The sequence below is a fragment of the Halorussus litoreus genome (genome assembly GCF_003382685.1).
GTDB classification, from domain to species: domain Archaea; phylum Halobacteriota; class Halobacteria; order Halobacteriales; family Haladaptataceae; genus Halorussus; species Halorussus litoreus.
Genome location: NZ_QLVG01000052.1, coordinates 20416 through 41905, shown reverse-complemented (window position 1 = coordinate 41905; position 21490 = coordinate 20416). Strand labels below are relative to the sequence as shown.

At 67.8% G+C, this 21490-nt stretch carries 29 protein-coding genes; 9 read left to right on the top strand and 20 right to left on the bottom strand.

The window, feature by feature from the left end:
- From DPQ64_RS15465 to DPQ64_RS15435, 7 genes are all read right to left on the bottom strand, one after another.
- Positions 1-306 (bottom strand): hypothetical protein (locus DPQ64_RS15465; protein WP_198662156.1); only part of this gene is annotated, 306 nt, incomplete at its 3' end.
- A gap of 1 nt (position 307) precedes the next feature.
- Positions 308-1342 (bottom strand): hypothetical protein, encoded by a 1035-nt coding sequence (locus DPQ64_RS15460; protein ID WP_115865212.1) that lies wholly within the window; start codon positions 1340-1342, stop codon positions 308-310.
- A 31-nt stretch (positions 1343-1373) separates the two neighbouring features.
- On the bottom strand, positions 1374-2498 hold the full coding sequence (locus tag DPQ64_RS15455) for a hypothetical protein (RefSeq protein ID WP_115865211.1): 1125 nt from the start codon (positions 2496-2498) through the stop codon (positions 1374-1376).
- A 124-nt stretch (positions 2499-2622) separates the two neighbouring features.
- Positions 2623-2976, bottom strand: a complete 354-nt coding sequence (locus tag DPQ64_RS15450) for a fluoride efflux transporter FluC (protein WP_115865210.1) — start codon at positions 2974-2976, stop codon at positions 2623-2625.
- Between the two features lie 37 nt (positions 2977-3013).
- Positions 3014-3403, bottom strand: a complete 390-nt coding sequence (crcB, locus tag DPQ64_RS15445; protein WP_115865209.1) for a fluoride efflux transporter CrcB — start codon at positions 3401-3403, stop codon at positions 3014-3016.
- Between the two features lie 78 nt (positions 3404-3481).
- The gene (locus tag DPQ64_RS15440) at positions 3482-4612 is read right to left on the bottom strand and encodes an ATP-binding protein (protein WP_115865208.1); all 1131 of its coding nucleotides are present in this window, start codon (positions 4610-4612) and stop codon (positions 3482-3484) included.
- Positions 4613-4703: 91 nt separating this feature from the next.
- Positions 4704-5837 carry a PrsW family intramembrane metalloprotease gene (locus tag DPQ64_RS15435; protein ID WP_115865207.1) on the bottom strand — a complete coding sequence of 378 codons (1134 nt, stop codon included), beginning with the start codon at positions 5835-5837 and terminating at the stop codon, positions 4704-4706.
- A gap of 133 nt (positions 5838-5970) precedes the next feature.
- Here DPQ64_RS15435 and DPQ64_RS15430 point away from each other — a divergent pair, with 133 nt between their 5' ends.
- The 6 genes from DPQ64_RS15430 (at position 5971) to DPQ64_RS15405 (ending at position 9981) form a co-directional block, all read left to right on the top strand.
- Positions 5971-6186, top strand: a complete 216-nt coding sequence (locus DPQ64_RS15430) for a hypothetical protein (RefSeq protein WP_115865206.1) — start codon at positions 5971-5973, stop codon at positions 6184-6186.
- 109 nt (positions 6187-6295) lie between these two features.
- Positions 6296-6949 (top strand): HVO_0476 family zinc finger protein, encoded by a 654-nt coding sequence (locus DPQ64_RS15425; RefSeq protein ID WP_115865205.1) that lies wholly within the window; start codon positions 6296-6298, stop codon positions 6947-6949.
- Between the two features lie 19 nt (positions 6950-6968).
- Positions 6969-7658: a protein-L-isoaspartate(D-aspartate) O-methyltransferase gene (locus tag DPQ64_RS15420; protein ID WP_115865204.1), complete on the top strand. Its 690-nt coding sequence runs from the start codon at positions 6969-6971 to the stop codon at positions 7656-7658.
- Between the two features lie 57 nt (positions 7659-7715).
- Positions 7716-8657 carry a class I SAM-dependent methyltransferase gene (locus DPQ64_RS15415; protein ID WP_115865203.1) on the top strand — a complete coding sequence of 314 codons (942 nt, stop codon included), beginning with the start codon at positions 7716-7718 and terminating at the stop codon, positions 8655-8657.
- Positions 8658-8683: 26 nt separating this feature from the next.
- The gene (locus tag DPQ64_RS15410) at positions 8684-9499 is read left to right on the top strand and encodes a protein-L-isoaspartate O-methyltransferase family protein (RefSeq protein ID WP_115865215.1); all 816 of its coding nucleotides are present in this window, start codon (positions 8684-8686) and stop codon (positions 9497-9499) included.
- Between the two features lie 77 nt (positions 9500-9576).
- Complete coding sequence (locus DPQ64_RS15405; protein ID WP_115865202.1) at positions 9577-9981, top strand: hypothetical protein; 405 nt, start codon at positions 9577-9579, stop codon at positions 9979-9981.
- A 215-nt stretch (positions 9982-10196) separates the two neighbouring features.
- Here the strand turns inward: DPQ64_RS15405 and DPQ64_RS15400 are convergent, their stop codons facing one another.
- Both DPQ64_RS15400 and DPQ64_RS15395 read right to left on the bottom strand, forming a co-directional pair.
- Positions 10197-10721, bottom strand: coding sequence for an Ig-like domain-containing protein (locus tag DPQ64_RS15400; protein ID WP_115865201.1), 525 nt, complete (start codon positions 10719-10721; stop codon positions 10197-10199).
- A gap of 80 nt (positions 10722-10801) precedes the next feature.
- Positions 10802-11437 carry a riboflavin synthase gene (locus tag DPQ64_RS15395; RefSeq protein WP_115865200.1) on the bottom strand — a complete coding sequence of 212 codons (636 nt, stop codon included), beginning with the start codon at positions 11435-11437 and terminating at the stop codon, positions 10802-10804.
- Positions 11438-12064: 627 nt separating this feature from the next.
- Between DPQ64_RS15395 and DPQ64_RS15390 the strand changes: the two genes are divergently transcribed.
- Together DPQ64_RS15390 and DPQ64_RS18935 are read left to right on the top strand one after the other, a co-directional pair.
- A complete protein-coding gene (locus tag DPQ64_RS15390) occupies positions 12065-12310 on the top strand; it encodes a DUF7533 family protein (RefSeq protein ID WP_115865199.1) in 246 nt (81 codons plus the stop codon).
- Positions 12311-12394: 84 nt separating this feature from the next.
- Positions 12395-12535, top strand: a complete 141-nt coding sequence (locus DPQ64_RS18935) for a hypothetical protein (protein ID WP_157971744.1) — start codon at positions 12395-12397, stop codon at positions 12533-12535.
- A gap of 25 nt (positions 12536-12560) precedes the next feature.
- Here DPQ64_RS18935 and DPQ64_RS15385 read toward each other — a convergent pair whose 3' ends face one another.
- The 9 genes from DPQ64_RS15385 to DPQ64_RS15360 all read right to left on the bottom strand — a co-directional run bounded on the left by DPQ64_RS15385 (position 12561) and on the right by DPQ64_RS15360 (position 19240).
- On the bottom strand, positions 12561-14396 hold the full coding sequence (locus DPQ64_RS15385; protein ID WP_115865198.1) for a UvrD-helicase domain-containing protein: 1836 nt from the start codon (positions 14394-14396) through the stop codon (positions 12561-12563).
- 189 nt (positions 14397-14585) lie between these two features.
- Positions 14586-14747, bottom strand: a complete 162-nt coding sequence (locus DPQ64_RS19325) for a DUF7563 family protein (protein WP_198662155.1) — start codon at positions 14745-14747, stop codon at positions 14586-14588.
- 293 nt (positions 14748-15040) lie between these two features.
- On the bottom strand, positions 15041-15214 hold the full coding sequence (locus tag DPQ64_RS19320; RefSeq protein WP_198662154.1) for an HVO_0416 family zinc finger protein: 174 nt from the start codon (positions 15212-15214) through the stop codon (positions 15041-15043).
- Between the two features lie 136 nt (positions 15215-15350).
- On the bottom strand, positions 15351-16019 hold the full coding sequence (npdG, locus tag DPQ64_RS15380; RefSeq protein ID WP_115865197.1) for an NADPH-dependent F420 reductase: 669 nt from the start codon (positions 16017-16019) through the stop codon (positions 15351-15353).
- 99 nt (positions 16020-16118) lie between these two features.
- On the bottom strand, positions 16119-16565 hold the full coding sequence (locus tag DPQ64_RS15375) for an SRPBCC domain-containing protein (protein WP_115865196.1): 447 nt from the start codon (positions 16563-16565) through the stop codon (positions 16119-16121).
- 206 nt (positions 16566-16771) lie between these two features.
- Complete coding sequence (locus tag DPQ64_RS18930; protein WP_157971743.1) at positions 16772-16930, bottom strand: DUF7534 family protein; 159 nt, start codon at positions 16928-16930, stop codon at positions 16772-16774.
- A 22-nt stretch (positions 16931-16952) separates the two neighbouring features.
- Positions 16953-17888: a TIGR01548 family HAD-type hydrolase gene (locus DPQ64_RS15370; protein ID WP_115865195.1), complete on the bottom strand. Its 936-nt coding sequence runs from the start codon at positions 17886-17888 to the stop codon at positions 16953-16955.
- 62 nt (positions 17889-17950) lie between these two features.
- A complete protein-coding gene (locus DPQ64_RS15365; protein ID WP_115865194.1) occupies positions 17951-18739 on the bottom strand; it encodes a formate/nitrite transporter family protein in 789 nt (262 codons plus the stop codon).
- 111 nt (positions 18740-18850) lie between these two features.
- The gene (locus DPQ64_RS15360; RefSeq protein WP_115865193.1) at positions 18851-19240 is read right to left on the bottom strand and encodes a UPF0146 family protein; all 390 of its coding nucleotides are present in this window, start codon (positions 19238-19240) and stop codon (positions 18851-18853) included.
- A 39-nt stretch (positions 19241-19279) separates the two neighbouring features.
- Between DPQ64_RS15360 and DPQ64_RS15355 the strand changes: the two genes are divergently transcribed.
- Positions 19280-19801 (top strand): archaemetzincin family Zn-dependent metalloprotease, encoded by a 522-nt coding sequence (locus DPQ64_RS15355; RefSeq protein WP_115865192.1) that lies wholly within the window; start codon positions 19280-19282, stop codon positions 19799-19801.
- A 36-nt stretch (positions 19802-19837) separates the two neighbouring features.
- On the opposite strand, the gene DPQ64_RS15350 is transcribed toward DPQ64_RS15355, so the two are convergent.
- Together DPQ64_RS15350 and DPQ64_RS19825 are read right to left on the bottom strand one after the other, a co-directional pair.
- Positions 19838-21175 (bottom strand): hypothetical protein, encoded by a 1338-nt coding sequence (locus DPQ64_RS15350; protein WP_115865191.1) that lies wholly within the window; start codon positions 21173-21175, stop codon positions 19838-19840.
- Positions 21176-21343: 168 nt separating this feature from the next.
- Positions 21344-21478, bottom strand: coding sequence for a hypothetical protein (locus tag DPQ64_RS19825; RefSeq protein WP_269814488.1), 135 nt, complete (start codon positions 21476-21478; stop codon positions 21344-21346).
- Positions 21479-21490: the final 12 nt, after the last annotated feature.

The following is a 21490-nucleotide window of genomic DNA, read 5'->3' as shown; positions in this document are numbered from 1 at the left end:
CGCGTCGTCGCCGCGCGGCGACGACGCGGGCGCGACCGCCGCGACCTGCTCGACCCTCGGGTCGAAATCGGCGGCGAGGGCGTCGAGCAGGCCGACGAATTGCTCGTCGCGGTCGTCCGGGTCGTCGCTCGCGGCCGGGAGCGGGACGCTCGCGCGGAGCTGTTCGGCCACGTCGCCGAGCGTGTCGCGGATGGCCGCGGCGTGGGTCCACGGCTCCGGGGCCTCGGCGAACCGGTTGGCCGACAGGAGGTCCTCCAGCCGCCGGTCGATCACCCGTGCGCTGCCGAGGAGCGACTGGGCCTGCATGCTACACCGCGAAGTCGGTAGTCTGTCCCTCCTCCTCCATCTCCTCGCCGACGATGTCGTCGACGGCCGAATCGAGGCTCTGGGTGTCGCTCATGATGTCCGTGACGGCGTTCTCGAGGTCGTCCTCGGACATGTCCTCGGCCTCGTCCTCGATGCTGCCGACGCCGGTGAGACTGGTGACGAGTTCGCCCATGTTCATCGCGATGTCGACGTCGTTCTCGGGGAACACCCGCTCCTTGAGCGCCCGCTGTCTGATCTCGCCCTGCTTCTGGTCGAGCGTGCTACGGGCTCCCTCGAGCTTGTCGATCATGCGCTTTATCTCGTCGATGCCCTTCTGGGCGGTCGAGACGTTCTCCTGTTCGGCCTCGTTGAGCTTCTTGTAGTAGACGAAGTCCTCCTTGAGCACGTCGTACTTCTGTCGTTCCTGCTCGGAGAGGTCGCTCCGGTCCGGGAATCCTGAGCCGCCGCCCAGCGCCATCAGCTCCTGGGCCTTCTCCTTCATCAGCTCCTCGGTGCGCTGGGGGTCGGCGTCGACGCTGTCCATGTGCTTCTGGAGCTTGTCCTTGGCGCGCTCGAACCGGTCCATCGTCTCGTCGATCTTGTCGACGCAGGCACTCATCGCCGCGGCCCAGTTGAGCACCATCTCGCCCGACACCTCGTTGGGGTCCTTCAGAAGGACCACGTCGTTGCCCTCGAGTTCGACCACCTCGTTCTCGGCGAAGTAGTCGAGCAGGGCCTCGGCTTCGGCCTCGTTGGCGACGATCTGCTCGCCGCCCTTGGTGGCTTCGTCGAGGTTCTCGACTGCTTGCTGTCTGGCGATGGTGCCGGTGCCCTCCGACAGCGACATCCCGTCGGTGAGGTCGCTCCGGATGATCGCGCCGATGGGCTCTTCCCACTCGCCCTCGATGTCGTCCTCGGTGTCGAACCAGCCGGCTTCGAGGCGGACCGCCTCGTCGGTCTGGTTGACTGGCTCCGCGACGACGTACTCTCCGTCCTGCATCTCGGTCGATTCGAAGTTTCGGTATTTGCGTGGCATCGTTACGTAGATCGGCTATCGGTCGCTCGATTCACGATTCGGAGGTCCCGACCCGGAACTGGTCGGCGACCATCTCGTCGAACCGGTCGCGGATGGCGTCCCGGGCGTACTCGTTGGCCTGCTGTGCGGTGCCGACGTGGATCTCCTCGATCATCGGGTGGCCCACGTCGTGGAAGTCCGACTCGGTCGCGAGGCGCTCGTCGCTGCTGGTGACCTCGCGCTGGATCTCCTCGGCCCGGCGGTCGACGTACGCCTCGAACTCGTCGCCCTGCCGGACGACCGGCGCGTCCTCCTCCAGCCCGAGATCGTCGGCCAGCGCGTCCTCGGTCGCGTCGAGCACGTCGCCCCGGACCTCGCGGGCCTGCGCGAGTACGTCCGAGCGCTCGGAGACCTCGTTCTCGACGAGCTGGGAGAACTCCTCGGCCGGCAGGAGATACGCCGAGGACTCGAACTCGGTCGCGACGTCGTCGCCGATCTGGCGGGCGAGGTACGCGCCGAACTCCGCGATGGCCTCGTCGCTCTGGACGAGGTACTCGCCGTCGAGGTCGATGACGAACCCTTCGGCCTCCAGATATCGGATGACGTCGGCAGTCGCCGAGACGTTGATGACCTTCTCCAGCTGGTCGTGGGAAAGCTTCCCGTAGGTCGCTTTCTCCTGTAGTCGCGCCTCCACGCCCGCTTCCCCGGCCTGCTCTTTGAGCTGCGAGCCGATGGTGAAGTAGTCGCGCTCGCCCGCCGCGACGCGCTTGAGAAGTCGCCGGTCTTCGAGTTCCTCGGTGAAGAAGTCGATGTCGTCGATGGCGACCTCGAAGCGCGACCGGAGCTTCTCGCTGGTGACAACCAGCTGCTGGCGGAACAGCGCGGTCAGCTCCGCGGTTATCTCCCGGTTGTCGCCGGTTCCGAACGGGTCGTAGTAGTACACCCCGGTCCGGAGCCGCTGGAGTTCGGAGTACTCGTCGGAGACGATGTCGTCCATCGCCTTCTTGATGTCCGTCCGGGACAGCGAACTGGCCTTCAGCGCGCCGGTGTCCGAGCTCTCGTACTGCGACCGGATCTCGTCGCCGACCCGGTCGACGTACAGAAACCCGTGGTTCTGTAGCGCGACCGACGTGCAGATATCCGCGAGAACGTCGGTATCGGTGGGACGCAGTGGCATCGATTTCCTAACCTCGTTCCTCCATACTAAAGTTTGCGACGTATCTGCGGGAAGACACCACTCCGCGGGCCATCGAGCCACTGCGAGCGACAGGCCGACCGGTATCCACGGGGCCCGGCCGAAGTCACCCGACGAACGCAGTCCCGATCCAGCCGCCGACGCCGACCGCGAGGAGCGCACCCGCTAAATTCACCGCCGCGTTGAAAACCGCCGTCCGCCGCTCGCCGCGCTCGTACAGGTCCACGGTCTCGACCGCGAAGCTGGAGAACGTCGTGAACGCCCCGCAGAAGCCCGTTCCGAGCAGCGCCAGCAGGCCGGCTTCCTCGCCGAATCCGGCCAGCAGTGCGCCCAGCGCGAAGCTCCCGAGGACGTTCACCGCGAGGGTGTCGGTCGTCTCGCCGGGAAGCAGCGAGCCGACGCCGAACCGCGCGAGCGCGCCGAGCGCCCCGCCTGCGCCGACGACGACGGCAGTGTTCATCGTATCACCTCCCACACCGCTTTGACACTCCCCGCCATCACGCCCGCACCTCCGACGCTGCGAGCGAGCGAACCGCGGCGCGGCCCGCGAGCACCGCCGCGAATCCGAGCACGTAGTTCGCGCCGACGTTCGCAACCGCGAGCGTCGGCGCGAGCGCGGCCGTCTCGGTCGCGAACGTGCTGTAGGTCGTGAACGACGAGAGGAAGCCGGTGGCCGCGACCAGTCGGGCGCGCTCGCCGAGGCGGCCGACCAGCCGCTCCTCGAACAGCAGGACGCCAAGCGCGAAGCTCCCCGCGACGTTCACCGCGAGCGTGCCCCACGGAAAGCCAGTGGGGAGCGCTACCGTGACGCCGTACCGAGTGATAGCCCCGGCGAACCCGCCGAGGGCGACCAGCGCGAGCGGGTCGAGGCGGTCGAGGTCGGCCATTCGAGTCTCGTCTCGGACGAGTCAGGCGACCGAGATACCGGTTTCGACTCCGGCGAACCCTCGCCAGTAGGAGCCGGGTCACTCGCGCGCCGAAGCGCGCGGACTCGCGCCGCCGTGGGGCGTCTCGCGCTCGCGGACCCGGACCGCGTGGACGCTCTCGGTGGCGTCGTCGACCAGCAGGACCTCGCCCCGCGCGTCGGGTAGGCGCTCCTCGAACGACGCGCCGAGGTAGGTGGGCCGGGCCGCGGCGAGCGCGTCGAGGTCGGCCCGCGAGGTCAGCCGGTGGGCCGCCAACAGGTCGGCCTGCGAGATTGCGACCGGCGGGAGCGCGCTCGGGCGCTGGGTCGCCGCGACGAGGCTCAGCCCCGGCTGGCGGCCCCGCGTCACCGCGGTCCGGAGCGCGGGAGCGGCGACGCTGCGCGACCGCGAGCCGGCTCGCGGTCGCGCAGCGTCGCCCGCGAAGAAGGCGTGGGCCTCGTCGACCAGCAGCCAAGGCAGCCAGTCGGGGCGCTCGCGCACGCAGTGGTCGTAGAGGCTCCCCGCGACCGCGCGGACGAGGGCGTTCGCGGGCGCGGGGTCGAATCCCGAGAGGTCCAGCACCGTGCCCGCGCTGGTCCCGACGGCGGACGGCGAGTCGAGCAGGTCCTCGGCAGTGAGGCCCTCCGGCGCGAAGGCGTCCCACGACTCGGCGAGCGCGAGGTGGTTGTCGGCCGCTCGGCGGGTAGTCCGGTCGGCCTTCGTGTCGGCGTCCGCGACGAACGCCCGCATTCCGGCGAGCGTCGAGCGGGCGGCCGCGGCCTGCCACACCAGCGCGCCCGCCGGGGAGTCGGCCGCCAGTCCGAGCAGGTCGCACCACGCCTGCGGCGCGAGCGCGGCGGCGGTCACGCACGGGCGCTCGACCACGGTTGCGCCGAGGTCGCCCAGCGACCCGAAGATACCCATCGGGTCCGCGACCACCGGCGCGACTCCTGGCGCACGGGCGAGTTCCTCGGCGAGCACGCCGAGTGTGTACGACTTGCCGTAGCCGCGCTTGCCCACGATCAGACCGACGTGGGGCCGGTCGAAGTCGATCCGGACCTCGGCTCCGGAACTCCCGTCGCGGGCCCGGTAGTGGCCGAAGCGTGCGGCGGGTGCGGGCGGGGAGTCGTCGGGGTTCGAATCATCAGCAGTAGAGCCATCGGAGTCGCGGCGACCGAGGACGTGAGTCATGGGCCGGTTTCGTCCCGTTCTGGTACTTGAAGCTTGGCACGGCGGGTTTCGAAGGTGGGTGAGGGAGACGAGTCGCGATTCCAGCGCGAGATTACTCCGTATCGCGGTCGGAGCGCTCCGCGCGGGCCGACTCGCCGTCGCGGTGTGGGCTCTCGGTCGGCTGTTCCTCGGAATCGACCGCCTGCGCGTCGGCGTCCGGCCGGTTGCCCAGTTCGTCGGCGGGCGCTCCGCCGTCATCGAACCGGACGCTCCGGTTCATGTCGGCCTGCCGGTAGGCGTTGCGGTAGCGCGCGATCTTCCGGTAGAGCAGGTAGCCGAACGCTCCGTCGTACACGAGGACGAAACCGAGGAAGGCCACGCCGGTCGGGATGGCGAGCCCGGTTAACTCGACGATGTCCGGCAGGTAGGTCACGATGCTGTTGTACAGCGCGTGGATGAACGCCGCGATGAGTAGCCCCTTGATGACGATGGGGCCCGCGTTCTCGCGGTTGAACTTCGCCAGCCCGAGGTAGTAGCCCGCGAACGCCGAGTAGATGACGTGACCCGGGCCAGCCAGCAGGCGAGCCGCGGCAGTCTGTCCCGCGGCGGTGATGGCGTCCGAACCGATGGTCGACGCCTCGCCCAGCCCCTGCGTGATGTAGATGGCGTTCTCGATGGTTGCGAAGCCCAGCCCCGCCATCGCACCGTACACCGCACCGTCGATGACCGCGTCGAAGCGGTCGCTCCGGAACGCGTACAGTCTGACCGCGAGCCACTTCACCGTCTCCTCTATCGGCGCGACCACGACGACGAAGAAGAGGACCGTCCCGACGACCGGGACGAGCGTGAACAGGGGCTGAAACAGGGTGTTGACTACCGCCGCGAAGCTCGCCAGCACCACGCCGAGCAGGAACGTCAGTGCGAGCAGCGACACCGGCTCGGAGGTGGTCACGTCGGCGTACCAGATGTACGCCGCCAGTCCGAACGCCGGGACGACCGACAGCAGGACCAGCGCCGCGATGACGGGGTTCTGGTACGAGATCGCGGCGACTCCGAACAGCACCAGTTCACCGAGCACGATCACCAGCGCGAACAGCGCAACCACGTACGGTGCGGCCGTGCTCAACAGCCAGTAGACGCCGGAAGAGAGGCCATCGAGCCAGCTTCGTCGTTCCCACGTCGCCACGTCGTAGAGGTCCGCGGAGTCGGTCGTGCCCTCCGCGACCGGGTCGCGCTCTCCGTCCATGCCCCGGCGTTTGGGGCCCAGTACCAATTATCTGGCTTTCACTCGGCCTTTGACACCTTAATCGTGATAATATACCATTAAGACTGGCAGGGGAATCCTTTTCAGTGAGAACAGACCACACGCTTTGACAACGATGACCTACCGAAGTGCAAGCCGAGGCATCATGTACACAGCCCCGCCGAGCGGGGACGAGAACGGCCGAGACGACCGAACTGACGAAACGACCGCGAACGCGCCCGAAGAATCCGCGAGCGTTTCGAACGAAACGAGCGGCGAACGGGCTGCGCTCGACGAGAACACCCCCACGACCGACGCGAACTGGACCGGCACGGTCCCCGCCGACGACTGAGTTTCTCTCCGAGGACCGAACGGTTCTCCGAGGACGAGCGACCGAGGGTTCGATTCCAAGGACCGAGAACTCCACGCGTTTTTACGCTCGCAGTACGTACTCGACCGATATGAGCGAAACAGCGGAGCGCGTCGCGGCGACCTGCCCCTCGTGTTCGCCCGACGTGGAGACGGTCCACGAGGTGCTCTCGGAGGGGAGCGGACAGGTCACCGTGCGCTGCACGGAGTGCAGTCACGTCCACAAGACGACTATCGAGCGAGAGGAGGAGGTCGAACGCGACGTGGTGGTGTCCCAGGACGGCGAGTCGTTCACCGCCACCGTGGAGGCCCCGCCCGAGGAGACCGTCGCGGTCGGCGAGGAGTTCGTGCTCGACACGCCCGAGGCCATCATGGTCGTGCGCATCACCGACCTCCAGCTCGGCGACGAGGTCCGGCGCGACGAGGCGGAGGTCGAGGACGTGGAGACGTTCTGGACCCGCGCGGTCGACAACGTCCGCGTGAACGTCACGGTAAATCCCGTGGACGGCCGCAACGACGACTCGCGGAGCGTCCAGATCAGCGTGCCCGGTGACTACGAGTTCACGGTCGGCGAGACCGAAGAGTTCGGCGACGAGGAGTTCGAGGTCAAGTCCGTCGCGGTCCGGGACGACGCGAGTGGCTACGACTTCAACCCGCTCGGCGAGGAGGGCGACGTCGCGTTCGCGAAGGACGTGAAGCGAGTGTACGCCGACGACGAGACCTCGACGGCGTGGTCGGCGTGGTGATCCCCGCCGGGTGAGACGCATGTTCGGGGGAGGGGACGACGGGAGCGGGACAGAGAAAGACGGAGCGACCGACTACGAGCGAGCGCGCGACCGGATGGTCGAGCAGGTCGCGCGCCGGGAGGCGTTCGACGACGCGACGCTCGCGGCGATGCGGGCGGTCCCGCGCCACGAGTTCGTGCCCCCCGACCGGCGCGACCGGGCCTACGAGGACCGCCCGCTCCCCATCGGGCGCGACCAGACCATCAGCGCGCCCCACATGGTGGCGGCGATGGTCGACCTGCTCGACCTCGCGCCCGGCGAGCGCGTGCTGGAAATCGGCACCGGCTGTGGCTACCACGCCGCGGTCACGGCCGAGGTCGTCGGGGCGGAGCACGTCTACAGCGTGGAGTACCACGAGTCGCTGGCCCGGCAGGCCCGCGAGCGGTTCGACCGCCTCGGCTACGACGAGATCTCGGTCAGGGTCGGCGACGGCAACCGCGGCTGGCCCGAGCACGCGCCGTACGACGCCGCGTACCTGACCGCCGCACCGAGCGACTTCCCGACCGCGGTGGTCGAGCAGGTCCGACCCGAAGGGCAACTGCTCGGGCCGCTCGAATCGGGCGGCCCAGGCGCGGGCCAGCATCTCGTCTGGGCTCGCAAGCGCGCGGACGGGTCGCTGGAGCGGGAGACTCACGGTCGCGTTCGGTTCGTGCCGATGCAGGAGGAGTGAGACGGACGACCGATTTCGATGCAGGAGGATTAAACCGGGGGCGGTCGTCGCCCCGGTATGGACTACCGCGAAGCACTGCTCCTCCGGGCGGCGCGCGAGACGGGACTGCTCGACGCGGTGACGACCGACGCGGGAACCCCCGCGGAAGTCGCCGAGTCGACCGACGTCACCGAGCGCGCAGCCCGAATCGTCCTCGACGCGCTGGCCGAACTGGGCTATCTGGCGGTCGTCGGCGACGAGCAGGACCGCTACGAGCCGACCAACGAGGCGCTTGGCTTCCTCGCGACCGCCGACGTTCGGTCCATCGGGAGCGCGCCGCTCACCATCGATAGCGTCGAGTTCTGGCTCCAGCTTCCCGAGACGATGCGGACGGGCGAACCGCCGGAGCTCCACGACGACTGGACCGAACACTACATGGGCGGGATGGCCGACAGGGACGCGGCGGGCGTTCGGGCGAGCGTGACGGCCGCGGTCCACCGGAATCCCGACGCCGAGCGCGTCCTCGACGCGGGGGGCGGACCGGGCACGGTCGCCAAGGAGTTCGCCCGCCGGGGGTTCGACGTGACGCTGCTCGACCGCCCGGACGTGATCGAGATCGACCGCCGGTTCCTCGAACACGAACCTATCGAACTGGTCGCGGGCGACGTGACGGAGGGGTTGCCGACCGCAGGCAACTCTGACGGAGACAGGTTCGATATCGTGTTCTGCTCGCGGGTCGCCCACGCGCTCGGTCGGGCGGGGACCCGCGAATTCGTCGCCAACGCGTACGACGCGCTCAACCCCGGCGGCGCACTCGTCCTGACCGACTTCGTCCGGGGTCGCGCCGACGAGGCGGCCCTGTTCGGCGCGCACGTGTTCGCGATGAACGGCGAGGGCGAGACGTACACCGAGGCGCAGTTCACCGACTGGCTGACCGACGCGGGGTTCGAGGACGTCGAAGTCCGGGACGTGCCGGGCGTCCCCGATCAGGTAATCGCCGGACGGCGGCCGGTCAATTGAAGTCCCTCCGACTCCACGGTGGCGACATGGACCTCGCGGTGCTGCGCGACGACATGGTCGACAGCCTCGAACACCCCGCCAAGGGGGTCGTCTCCAGCGACAGCGTCAGCGCCGCGATGCGGGCGGTCCCCCGCCACGAGTTCGTCGACGACGACCGGCTGGCCTACGCCGACCGGTCGTTCGAGTACCGGGGGACCCGCGTGCTCGGGCCGAGCACCGCGGCGCGACTGCTGGAGGCGCTCGACGCCGAGGAGCGCGATTCGGTGCTCGTCGTCGGTGCGGGTGTGGGCTACACCGCGGCGGTGCTCGCGGAGATCGTCGGCGAGCGCAACGTCCACGCGGTCGACATCACACGGACCGTCGTGTGGGAGGCCCGCGGCAACCTCGCCGACGCGGGCTACGAGGGCGTGTTCGTCGACTGCCGCGACGGCGCGGGCGGCCTCCCGGAGTACGCGCCGTTCGACCGCATCCTCGTGGAGGCCGCCGCCGCGGAGCCCCCGCGAAAACTGGTCGACCAGCTCGCGCCGGAGGGCCGGCTGGTCATCCCCGTGGGCGTCGGCGAGCAGTCGCTGACGGTGGTCGAGGGCGGCCAGTCGGACCCCACCGACGATCGAGCAGACCATCCGGGAGCCCAGAACAACGATTCGATTGGCCGCCCGCTCGGCACCGTGGCGTTCGCGCCGCTGCTCGTGGAAGGCGAGCAGGCCGACTCCATCGAGCGCAACCGAACCCGACGCGAGGACCGCGAGCGCGCCGAGCGCGCCCACGAGCGCCGAACCGGCTGGGAGCACGAGTGGATCGACTGGGATGGGGACGGGGAGTCGGTCGACTGGGACAGGTAGTCGAGAGTCGCGCCGCGTCCGCCTCGACTGTTGCGGGATAGGGACGTTTTTTACCCGCTGGACCGGTACACCGAGCCGTGTCGTCGAACGACCGGGAATCGGACACACCCACGTCAGAGGGGACAGACGCGTCCGCCACCGAGGACGCAGCCGCGTCCGAAGACGCCGCGTCGTCCGCGTCCGAGGACACTGAGACGTCCAGGCTCCAGTCCGGCGGCGAGGCGGTCGCGTCCGCGTACGAGAACGCGGACGCGACCGCCTCGCCGAGCGTGCCCGAGGGGTTCGGCGAGCCGCCGGCCGACGACGAAGGGAGCCGCTGGGGCACCTACGCCCTCGCGGGACTGCTCGCGGTGGTGTTCCTGATCGGCCTCGTGCGCATCTCGTATCCGAACCTCTCGATTCTCGTCATCGGGACGCTGCTCGCGCTGTTCGGCCTACTGGTGGGCGTGGTCGCGGTCTGGAACCGGATTCGCGGGTCGTGAGCTGATAGTTTTGGTTGGGCGCAGCGGATTCTTTCAGCGGTGTTCCGAAATGCTTGACCGACCCCGGTTTCGCTCGGTGAGCCATTCTATGCCCTGGCGGACTGAAAGGGCGAGGCGCGCTCGCGCCTGTCTTGGTCGCCGAGGGCTTTCGAGACCGCAGTTCCCGTCGCAGTGGTTCACTGCACCAGTCTCATCCTTCCGCATCCCTTCTCGTTCTATTTCCCCTCCAGCACCAGTATCGCGGTGTTCTCGCGGTCGTCGGCGTACTCGGTCCCGGCGGGCGGCTTGATGGAGACCGACAGCGTGCCATCCTGCTGGTTCGGGCCGAGTTCCGGGTCGACGGAGACGGTCGCTGTACCGTCCGCACCGGTGGTCGCGGTCGCCACGCCGTCGATGGTCGCGGTGGCGCTCTTCACGACGACGGTGGCGTCCGAGACGGGATTCCCGTCGGGGTCGACCACCTCGACGGTCACGTCCTGCTGGTCCGGCCCGACCACGTCCGGCGAGGGTCGCGCGTCGAGTTCCGTGACGGTGAGACCGCTGAGCCCCGAGAGCATGTTCATCATCACGCCGAGGCTGGCGACGCCGACCACGAGCGCGATGACGAGTCGGATGGGAAGCCCCTCGATTCCGCGCTCGTCGGCCCCGAATCGGTGGAGGGGGGTCGAGCAGTCGAGGGAGTCCGGGCAACCGAATCGAAAGCTGTCGAAGTAGCCGTAGTAGCCGAGTAGCGTGGGCATGGGCCGGTTTCGTCCCGCCCTCGGATTTAAACGCTTGGACGGTCGGAATCGAACCGGAAATCAGAAAGAGAAACCCAGCGTCAGTGTTCGAGGGTCTGCGCAACCTCGGCGTCGCCGACCTCGAACCCGGCGTCGTCGAGCAGTCGCTCGGCGTACTTCGCGATCACGTCCACCTCCAGATGGACCGGATCGCCCGGCTCCTTCTCCGAGAGGTTCGTCACACTGCGCGTCTCGGGGATGATGGCGACCGAGAAGCTGTCGTCGCCGCGCTCGGCGACGGTGAGGCTGATGCCGTCCACTGTTACCGATCCCTTGTCGACGACGTACTTGCCGAATCCGTTGGGGATGGTGAACTCGTACTCCCAGTCCTCGCCGATTTCTCGCACGTCCAGGACCTCCGCGGTGGCGTCGACGTGACCCTGCACGACGTGGCCGTCGAAGCGGCCATCGGCGGCCATCGCGCGTTCGAGGTTCACCGCGTCGCCCGGGGCGACCTTGCCCAGATACGTCTTCTCGACCGTTTCGCTCGCGAGGAACACCTCGAACCAACCCGAGCCGTGCTCCTCGACAGTCAGGCAGACCCCGCTGACGCTGACGCTCTGCCCGCGGTCGAGGTCGGTAGCGACCTCCTCGGCCTCGATCCGGAGCCTGCGTCCGTCCTCGTCCTCGGTCACCGCGGCTATCCCGCCCGACTCTTCAACGATTCCGGTAAACATATCGAATCTGTGGGTGCGGTCGGATGAAAAGGATTGTGGAAAAGAGCGTTCGGGTGAGGTGGTTCGGCTCTAGAGGGCCAAAAGCGAAATCTCGTCCGTGCCGACTCAACGTTCAGCCCGGCGCGCGCGAGCAATGCGCGCGAGGGACGAGGACCGCAAGGAGGAGCGCAGTGACGACTGAGGACCGCAGGAGGCTGGGGAGGTATGAGGGTCCGTTGCTGTGCGGTCGCGGTGCGGTTGCGGTCACGCCGAGGCGCAAGCAGTAACTAGCTCCACAGCCTCGATAGAAGACGAATCTACGGTGAAGCTAGCTACTGCCGAGGCATATGAGAGACCGCACCGCGACCGCGACAGCGAGCCTCTCAGACCTCCCCAGCCTCGGCGGTCGCATAAACGCGACCGCCTCCCTCGCACGCTAGGGCGCGGCGCGTGCGCCGCGCCCAAATGCGCGCCGAGTCAGAAGCACGGAACAGCGCACGCCCACAGGTAGACAGTCCAGCTCACGTGGGGCCGAAAAGCAGAGACGGTGAGACGCTCGAGGGAAGGAACAGAATCACCTCGAAAGCCGACCATCCCACCGACTCACGCCCGCGGGGTTTTTGAGGGCGCGACGGATACTCAGATACGATGACCGGCACGGGTATACTGGGAACCATTCAGCTGGCGGCGACGCTCGTGTTCGCGCTTCCGGTCGGGCTGCTCGGACTCCAGTTCCTGCTCGACGGCCGAATACTCGCGGGCGTGGGGTTCGTGGTCGTGGCAGTGCTGATGGTCGCACTAGAGGAGTATCTCACAACGCCGACCGACGTGCCGACCTCCATCGCCGAGCGGGCGGTCGGCAAGGTCGCCAAGACGCCCGACGACGAGGAGTGAGAGGAAGCGGACGTTCGGCACCGAGAAGTCAGAACCGAGGCATTCGGTCGCACGCTTATCCCTGTCCGCGTGCAACCTTATGACATGGACTGTTTCCACTGTAGCGACAGGATCGACAAGCGGGGAGAACACTTCGAACTCCTCCACTATCAGGCCGAGGACGACCCGATCCGCCAGCACAACTTCTGCTGTGAGGACTGTCTGCGCGAGTATCTCGCTGGATAGCGACGGGGTCGAAACCTCCCGGAACTCACTGTGCGGGCGGCTCCTCGGCCTCGGCCAGCACGTCCGGGACGCCCTTGTCGTTGCGCTCGTTGTACAGCAGCACGTCGACCGGGAGGGTCGGCGCGCCGCCCACGAGGTTCTCGATGACGACGAGGCGCTCGCGCGCACGGGACATCCCCACGTAGAACACCCGGCGCTCGTTGTCGGTCAGGGTGGGCACGGGGTCGGTCGTGGAGGTGAACTCCTCGATATCGTCGGGAACGTCGGCCTCGTCGACCGTGGCGGCCATCTGCTCGACGACCTTCTCGGTGAGGTCCGTGGCGACGAACACGTGGTCGGCCTCGCGACCCTTCGCGGAGTGGATGGTGCCGACGCGCACGCGGTCGGGAGCCATCCCCTCGTAGTCGCCCCCGAAGTACGCCTTCATCGAGTTCTTCTGGAAGCTGGTGACCTTCCGGACCATGTCGGCCGCCGACGCCGGACCGGGCATGAACGGCGCGAAGTCGGTCACGAAGTCGGGGTCGAGCTCGATCTCGGCGAGGTCGTCGGTGTCGGCCTCCTCCTTGCGCTCGTCGATGGCGTCGAACAGTTCGTCGCGCTCGTTCGTGCCGAACGCCGAGTCCTGAAGCATGTCCGCGAGCCGTCGGGCCTCCAGTCCCGTGATGGGCTCGTCGGCGTCGACGTTCTCGACCGCGCTGACGTACTGCTGGAGCCGGTCGGTCCACATCCGCTGGTCGGTCAGACACTTGAACGGCATGCCCTCGTCGATGAACTCGTCGATGAACCGGAACATCTGGTAGCGCGCCCGGAACAGCAGCATCATGGTGCCGTCGTGTTCGTCGACCGTGTACCGGACGTTCCGGACGAGTTCGAGCATCGACGGGCTGTCGACCTGCTCGACCGACCCGCCCTGCTTGCGCGGCGAGAGGTTCTTCTCCTGGCGCTCGTCGATGTGGCGGACCTCCTGCTGGACCACGCGCAGGATCTCGGAGGGGAGGCGGTGAGACGTGTCGAGGATGACGTCGTCGCCGCCCTCTTCGAGCAGGAGCTTGGGGTCCGCGCCCTGCCACGCGTAGACGACCTGGTCGTCGTCGCCCGCGATGAGCACCTGCTCCATGTGGGGCTTCCACTCCTCGTACACGTCGTACTGGAGGCTGGTGATGTCCTGGAACTCGTCGATGACGAGGTAGTCGACGTTCGGGAGGAGCGAGCGCTGGCGGACGCGTTCGAGCATGTCCGCGAAGCCGATCAGATCGTTCTCGCCCTTGTAGGTCCGCCACGCCCGGATAGCCTCCGGCACGTCGAGGCGGTCGTCGTCGCTGGGCCACGTCGGGGTGTACTTGTTACCTTCTTTAGAATTCGGGTCGATATCCGGCGGCAGTCGAACCTCCTCGTCGTTCCACTGGAAGGGGACGTCGTACCAGTCGGCCACGTCGCGGCGGGTGCGCTGGAGCCACTGGCTAGTGGCGATGATCTTGTTGCCGAGCGTGGTCGAGCGGGCGGTTCGGCGGCCGGCACCGCTGTACTCGTCCTCGAACTCGATGCCGTACTCCTCGCAGAACTCCTCCTTGGCGGACTCGCCAACCACGTCGTTACGCGAGAGGTCGAGCAGTTCGTACGCCTTCGCGTGCATCGTACAGACCGTTCCCTGCAGCGACCGGGGGTTGATGTCCCGGCGCTCGGCGAGGCGCTCGCGGACCTCGTTGGCGGCCGCACGGGTGTACGAGACCAGCAGGATGTCGTTGACGCCGACGCCGTCCTCGTCGAGGAGTTCCTCGACGCGGTCGAGCAGTTCGGTCGTCTTCCCGCTCCCCGGGCCACCGAAGAGGCGGGTCACTCGTTCCGCCGTGTCCTGACTCATTACACCTACCACATGAGTCCCGCACTCATAAAACGGGGTGAATCGGAGTCGCCGCGAGAAACGGCGGCTGCAGGGCCGGAAGGCGTCGCTTACCGGGAGAAGACGAAGCGACGCGTCGGCCGGTGCCATCCTGTCGGTGGTTGGGAGTGTTCGGTGCGTCGCGCGTCGAGGAGACCGCTCTGGCGCACGTCAGGACGTGTTCCGCGGGGACCGCGCCTCGCGCACTTCGCTGCCGTCCCGGATCTTGTCCTCGCATTCGGGACACACTCGCGGGTCGTCGACGCCTCGCGGCGTGAACACCCGGGCGTACGCGTCCGTCACGAACGAACCGCAGTTCTGACACTCTGGCATTTCTCCTCTTGCACTACGGAAATCTTACAATATATTTCTATCGACACTGAGACGAGGGACGAAACCGCGGGAAAATGGTCCGAGTCGGCCGAAAATAGACAGATAGCGAATAAATAATGAACGATGATTATATTTCGGGAGTCGTTCCGTGCGGAGCGCTCACCGGTCGGTAGCCGGAAGTCGGGAGTCAGGAGTCGGGAGTCAGGAGTCGTTCAGCGGTCGAAAGATGGAACGAGTACTCGAAAACGAGTCGGTCGGTCAGTCGAGAACCGTATCGCAGTCACGCCACTCGATTACGGTCGCCAACCGCATACCGAACACTCCGTCGCCGACGTCTCGTGGAGTCCGCCACACTCGGGACACTGCTTCTTGTTGTAGTCGTCCTGCCAGCCGACGCTCTCGGTCTCGTGACCACGCTCGGTCAGGAACTCGTCGAAGATGTCGTCGCCGGTCGGTGCGGTCGCCATACACGGTGTGCTAACGCACACCATCCCTATAACTGTACTGGTGGAACAGACGGACTACCGACAAGTCGAAACGCGGGATTTCTCGCGTGTGCGAACGTGTCGCGTGGCGTAAGCCGGTCCTAACTGGAAGAAGAGCCTACTCGAAGGTGACGCCCACGTCGTGCAGGCCCTCGTTCTCCATCGCGAGGTTGATGAGCAGGGGCGTCAGGCTCTCGACCTCCGGCGCGTTGGCGATGGGGCCCGCTCGGAGCGCGCGCAGGCCCTCGATGCCCTCCGCGAGCTGGACCACCGTGTCGACCGCGTCGCCGTCGTCGCCGACGACGAGCGTGTCGAGGTCGATGTCCACCGAGAGGTTCGCCAGCCGGTCGGCCGAGAGGTTGTGGAACGCCCCGACCACGGGGACGCCCTCGGGCGCGGCGTCGGCGACCAGCCGCGTGACGCTCCCGGCCTTCGGGGGCTTGTAGTGGAAGCCCGCGTCGTCCCGGTCCATCCCGACCGCCGGGGAGACCAGCACGTCGGCCTCACCCACGCGGTCGGCCACCGACTCGACAGTGTCGCGGGCGTGGTAGGCCGGCACCGCCAGCACCACCACGTCGGCGCGGTCGGCCGCCATCTCGTTGGCGAACCCCTTGACCTCGCGCTCGACGCCGACGCTGTCGAGTTCGGTCTCGTACTCGTCGGCCTTCGTGCGCGCCCGCTCTGGGTCGCGCGAGCCGATCAGGATCTCGTGGTTGGTGTCCCGCGCCCACCGAAGCGCCAGCGCCTGTCCGATGTCACCGGTTCCGCCCAGAAGTGCGATTCGCATACTGTCACGTCGTGTCGGCGGCAAAGTAAGCGTTCCCCACTCGGCCGGCCGGCGTTTCTTTCGCTCGTGAAAGTCGGAAGCGAGCCCGGGAACTCAGACTCAGGCGTCCGCACGCTCGAACCGCTCGGCGCGGTCGGCCAGCCGGTCGTTCATCGCCTCGAAGCCGCGGTGGACGGCGTCGGCGTCGAGCAGGACCGGCACGAGCAGCCCCGTGAACGTCTCGCGCTGGACGAACCGGGTGCGCTCCCCGCCGGCGATGGGTTCGAGCCGGAACTCGTGGCGGCCGTCGAACAGGTGCGGCACGACCAGCCGACCGACCCAGACCAACTGGCGCTCGGGACGGACCACACGCACCTCGGGGCGGAACGTCGTCCCGCGCGAGCCCGGTGGTTCGATCCGGACTCGGAGCCGTTCGCCCTCGCGCAGCGGCCCCTCGACCCGTCTGACGAACGGGTTCCACTCGGGGTACGCCGGGAAGTCGACCAAGACGCGCCACACCGCCTCGGGCGGCGCGTCGACGACCCGTCCTGCCTCGATGGTTCGCACGGAGTATCGTCACGACGAACGGAAAGAAATGGTTAGTGGTTCGATACCCGGGCGAGGTTCTCGGTAAAATCCGTCCGGGGGAGCTCCCCGATGAAATCCGCCCGCGGCGACCGACCGACTGCTGGCAGTCGGTCGGCGGGCGCGGGCGGATTCGTGGTGGAGTTCGGTCGCTACCGGCGCGAGGTTGCTGCAAGCCGGAATCGAGTTCACAGCCAGTACCGGTACGCGAGCGGCGTGAGGACGACGAACAACGGGCCGACGTACAGCAACTGGGTGACCGGGTCCGGCGGGGAGAGTATCGCACCGAACACGAACGCGATCAGGAGGGCGACCGCCGCGGCCCCGCCGAGTCGGGACCAGTTCATCGGTCCACCGCCGCCGACGCGTTCATCGTTCGACCAGTTCCGGCAGGTCGTTCACCGACTCGACCACGGCGTCCGCGCCCGCGTCCTCGAACGTCCGGCGGCCCGCCTCGCCCGTCAGTCCACCCGTCAGCACGCCGACGCCGAAGTAATCCCGCGCAGAATCGGCCTCGTCGGCGTTCCGCGCGGTCCGCACGTCGTCGAGGGTGTCGCCGGCGTAGACGACCGACTCCGCACCGAACCGCTCCGCGAGCGCGACGAGGGCGTGCGGGTGGGGCTTGCCCTCCTCCCAGTCGTCCATCGTGAACCGTCGGTCGTCGGGCACGTCGAGGCCCGCCCGGTCGAGCGCGATGTCGGCCTCGTCGGCCGGGCGACCCGTCACCACGCCGAGGTGGGAGTCAGCCAGCGCGTCGAGGGTCTCGGGGTCGAGGAGGATCGGCTCGTCGTGGATGAACCCAGGCGCGTCTATGTCGGGGTCCTTGCCTTCGAGTTCCGCGTACAGGTCCGCGCCGAGATAGAGCTGCTGAAACACCTCGCGGAGGCGCTCGGTGTCCCAGTCGGCCCGGACGCGCTCGCGGGCCGACGCCGACAGCGCGTCGTCGACGACCGCCTCGGCGGCGGCGAGGCCGTCCGCCGAGGCGGGGTCGACGCTGGCGGCCCTGCGCTCGGCGATTCGGTCGGTGAACGCGTCCACGTCCAGCGCCATCCCCTCGCGCCGGGCGAGCACGTACAGCGCGGCGGCGAACGTCAGGTCCCAGTCGTTGTTGAACCCGCCGGCGTCCTTGAACGACTGGACGTCCGCCTTCTCGAACGGGACGCCGGCTTCCGCGAACGAGGCGTCGGCCGCTTCGCTTGCGCCGCCGTGGACGCGCTCGACCGACTCCACGATGGCTCGCCGGTAGGAGTCGGCCACGTCCACGAGCACCCCGTCGATGTCCAGCACGACCGCGTCGACTTGCATGCGCGGGGGTAGTCAGTGCCGGTTCAAGGGTCTTGCGACGAGCGGGAGTCGGGAACTGGGCTTCATTCCTCGGACTCCTCGGCCCCCATCACCTGCGCGATGTGGCTGAGAGTGACCAGGCCGAGCCCCCCGACGAGGTTCCCGGCGGTGACGATGGCTGTCGTCTCGACCAGCGCCCCGAGGCCGACGTTCGCACCGAGGAACGCGCCGAAGAGGACGTGGAGTATCGTGACGATAACGTGGTCGAACGGGCCGAGCGTCAGCAGGACGCCCACGACGTACGCCAGCGCGATGCGACTGCCCACGCTGTCGACGGCCGCCAGCATGAACGACAGCAGCGCCACGAGCGCGCCGCCCGTGATGGCCTTCACGAACTCGGCGGCCGCGGTGCGGTGGACGATCTCCTCGGCAGTCCTGCTCAGGACGTGCGGGGCTCCGGACGGGAGCGCGCCCTCGGCCGACAGGACGGCTACGAGCAGGCCGCCGCCGACGAGATTGAGTGCGAAGGTGACGACCCAGAGCCGGACGAGCGAGCCGACCAGCCAAGACCCTTCGGTGTCGGCCGCCTTCGCCACCGGATCGAAGAAGTTCTCGTTGAACAGTTCGGCGCGGCCGACGACGAGGAACACCAGCCCCGGCCCGAACGCGAGCGCCCCAGCGACGGGCGCGAGTGTCGGGACGGCCGGTTCGACCGCCGCCTCGACGATGCCGAGCGCCGCCATCCCGAAGACGACCGTGAAGCCGGCGATGAAACTGGTCGAGACGAGTTCGAGCAGCGACTGGTCGAGTCGGCGCTCGCCCTCCGCGACCGCCCGCTCGAAGATCTCGTCTGGGTCCGGTGCGACTGACACAGAACCACGACCAACAGCGACGTGGTTAAGCGTCTCGGCGGGATGACGAGTTCAAGCCTCGCTTATCGGGAGTTAGAGGTTCGTCACCGGCCCAAATCTCGCGCCGTGAATCTACTCGCGCGCAACGAAGACGGTGTCACCCGGCACGGTTTCGCGGGCGACCGGAATCGCGGGCTGGTCGGCCCCGAGGGTCGTGAACAGGAACGCGGCGTCGGCCTCGCGGGCCACCGCCAGCGCGGGCCGGTGCAACTCCGGCGGGAGGTTCAGCGCGTAGATCGCGTCGGCGTCGCGGTACGCCGCGAGGTCGGGGTCGGTCACGTCGTCGCAGACGTACTCGACCCCCGGTGGGACCTCGCGGGGGTGAACGTCCGTCGCGGTGACCGCGTGGCCGGCGCGGGCGAGCGCGCCGGCCACGTCGGTCCGACGGCCGACCCCCACCTCCATGAGGCGTTCGAAGTCGGACAGGCGGCCGACGATGGCACGACGGGTCCGGGGTTTCACGGCGGGAAGTTTATGGGCCGCTCCCGCATAGTGTTTCCCATGCTCGTCGACGTGGTCCCCGTCGGGGACCTCTCCGCCAGGGTCAAACGACAGGCCTCCGCCGCGCTCCGTTCGGTCTACGACTGCGACGTCACGATCCACGACGCCCAGTCGATCCCCGACGGCGCACACGACGAGAAGCGCGACCAGTACCGGGCCGAGGAGTTCATCGAACTCGCGGGACGGGTTGGGTCGGGCCAGAAGAACATCGCGATCACGCCGAAGGACCTGTTCTACCGCCGCCGGAACTACGTCTTCGGACTCGCCTACCTCGACGGCAACGGCAGCGTCATCTCGACGTACCGGCTTCAGACCTCGAGCGACGGCGGCTTCTCGAACCGGAGCGCGGGCGAGATATTCTCCGACCGGGTTCGCAAGGAGGTCGTCCACGAGATCGGCCACACCCTCGGTCTCGAACACTGCGACAACAAGCGGTGCGTGATGAACTTCTCGCCGACCGTCCGCGAGGTCGACGTCAAGGAGGAGAACCTCTGCGGGTCGTGCCAGCGCAACGTGTTGTAGCCTGCAGTCGGCTGTTCTCGCCCCGTTCCTGTCGATTTAGCGCTCGCCAGTTCTGTCCGCGAGCCACCCGCGAACGCCGAGTCCCCGCCACCGGATTCCCTCTATCGTCGCGCCGAGGAGCGCGAGCGCGCCGAGCGCCAGCACGAACACCTGCTGGGCCAGCGCGGCCGGCAGCACGTACCGCGAGAGGGCGATGCCGTAGCCGAGGTAGCGCTCGACGAATCCTTCCTCTCCGCCGCCGGCCAGTCCTGCCTCGGTGGCCGTCGGTCGGTCGGCGCTCCCCTCACCGGGAACGCGGTCGGCCTCGTAGGGAAGCCCACCTGTCTCGACCGCCCAGACGATCTCGCCGTTCTCGTCGACCTCTACGACCCGGTCGTTGTACGAGTCGGTGACGAGCGTGTGGCCGTTCGACTGCCGGTCGGCGTCTCTGGGCCAGTTCAGGGTTGCGCTCCCGCCGAACTCCCAGACGACCTCGTCGTCGGCGTTCAGTTCGACCACGCGGTCGTGCTCGCTGTCGGCCACGAGCAGGTGGTCGTCGGCCAGCCGGTCGGGGTTGTGCTGTTCGTACAGCGGCCCGCCGCTGCCCGAGAAGCTGTTCGGGCCGACGACCGGCTCGACCGTCACCTCGCGATTTTCGGGATCGGGGTCGTCGCCCGAGGCGTTCTCGACGTGGAGTTCGACCACGGTGTCGAAGTTCCGGAGGCTGACCTGAAAGACGCCGGGTTCGAGTCGGTCGACGTCGTTCATGTGCGTCCAGTCGCCCTCCGGCCCCATCCCGTCGGGGCGGTCGTACGTCTCGGTGGCGTTCCACTGCCAGACCATCTCCCCGTCGCGGTCGACCGCGAACACGCGGTCGTTGCCCATGTCGACCAGGACCCAGCGGTCCGCTCCATCGACGGTGTAGTGGTCGGCGTCGTGGAGTTCGTGCTCGTGGAGTTCGGCGTCGTACCACGCGTACTCCCAGACCACGTTGTTGCTCGACTTGTCGACGATGCGGAGGCTATTCCGGACGCAGTTGCTGAACCCGTCGTCGCGGTACTTGTCGGGACAGTCCGCGTCGGGGATCTCGTCGGCGGTCGAGAGCTGGACCCTGTCAGGGCCGAGCGCCTCCACGTCGAACACGTCGTCGGTGTCGTCGTACTCCCAGACAGTCTCGCCCTCGGGCGAGACCTCTATCGCCCGTCCTTCGTCCTGATAGCCTTGGAGGGCGACGTAGGTGTTGTTCTCGGGGGGCTCGTCGTCGACCGTCAGGCGGGGGCGGTCGGGAGCTGCCAGCACGCCGGCCGTGGCGACCGCGAGGCAGACGACCGCGAGGCACGCGAACAGCTTCGCCCGCCGCTCGTGGCCCGTGCCGAGCCACTCGAATCGTGTCACTGGGTAGGCCTAAGCGTTCACCGACGAAAATCGTTCGGTTCTGTGATGGAGAAAGCACTTGCCACCTGAGCCGTCCGAATCGGACTTCGGCGGACAGCTACGCTACGATTTAGCTAAAGATTCCAGTCAGTGTCGAGAACGATAGGGATATTAGTCGATAACGCCGTCTTATTCCGAATCCGCCAGTTCGTCGGGATTACGTCCGGGCTTCGTCTCGATACTACTCCCGGAAATCGCGACGCTGACGATCTGTTGGCGGGCCTCGTCTTTTAATCCCCGCTTTGAGTCGTCGTTTTCGGCCATACTTACTGGTTG